1 protein-coding gene is annotated in these 448 nt (G+C 61.8%); it reads right to left on the bottom strand.

Features of this window, described 5'->3' with window-relative positions; all coding sequences use genetic code 11:
* On the bottom strand, positions 1-448 hold a 448-nt coding region (locus AACY45_RS28600), incomplete at both ends, for an aminotransferase class I/II-fold pyridoxal phosphate-dependent enzyme (RefSeq protein ID WP_339548833.1).

Genomic DNA, 448 nt, shown 5'->3' with positions numbered 1-448 from the left:
GCTTCTTGGCGACGGCGACCATTTCCTTCAGCGGCGCAATGTCGCCGAGCATCGAATAGACGCCTTCCAGCACGACCAATTTGCCCGGCTCCTTGGGCAGGCGACCGAGCCGCTTGTCGAGATCCTCGACGCTGTTGTGGCGGAAGCGGACGATCTCGGCATTGCCCTGCTGGCAGCCGTCATAGATCGAGGCATGGCTGTCGGCATCGAGGATGACATATTCGCCCTTGCCCGCGAGCGTCGAGATCATGCCGAGATTGGCCATGTATCCGGTCGAGAACACGATCGCGCCCGACACGCCGTAAAAGTCGCGCAGCGCATCCTCGACCTCGATATGGTCACGGAAGGTGCCGTTGAGCATCCGGCTGCCATTGGTGCCCGACCCGAACTGGTCGAGTGCTGCGTGACCGGCGGCGATCACGTCGGGATCGAAGGTCATCCCCATATA

This window comes from Pseudomonas sp. RA_35y_Pfl2_P32 (assembly GCF_963970735.1).
In the GTDB taxonomy this organism is placed as follows: Bacteria; Pseudomonadota; Gammaproteobacteria; order Pseudomonadales; family Pseudomonadaceae; genus Aquipseudomonas.
This window is presented reverse-complemented; position numbering and strand designations above follow the sequence as displayed.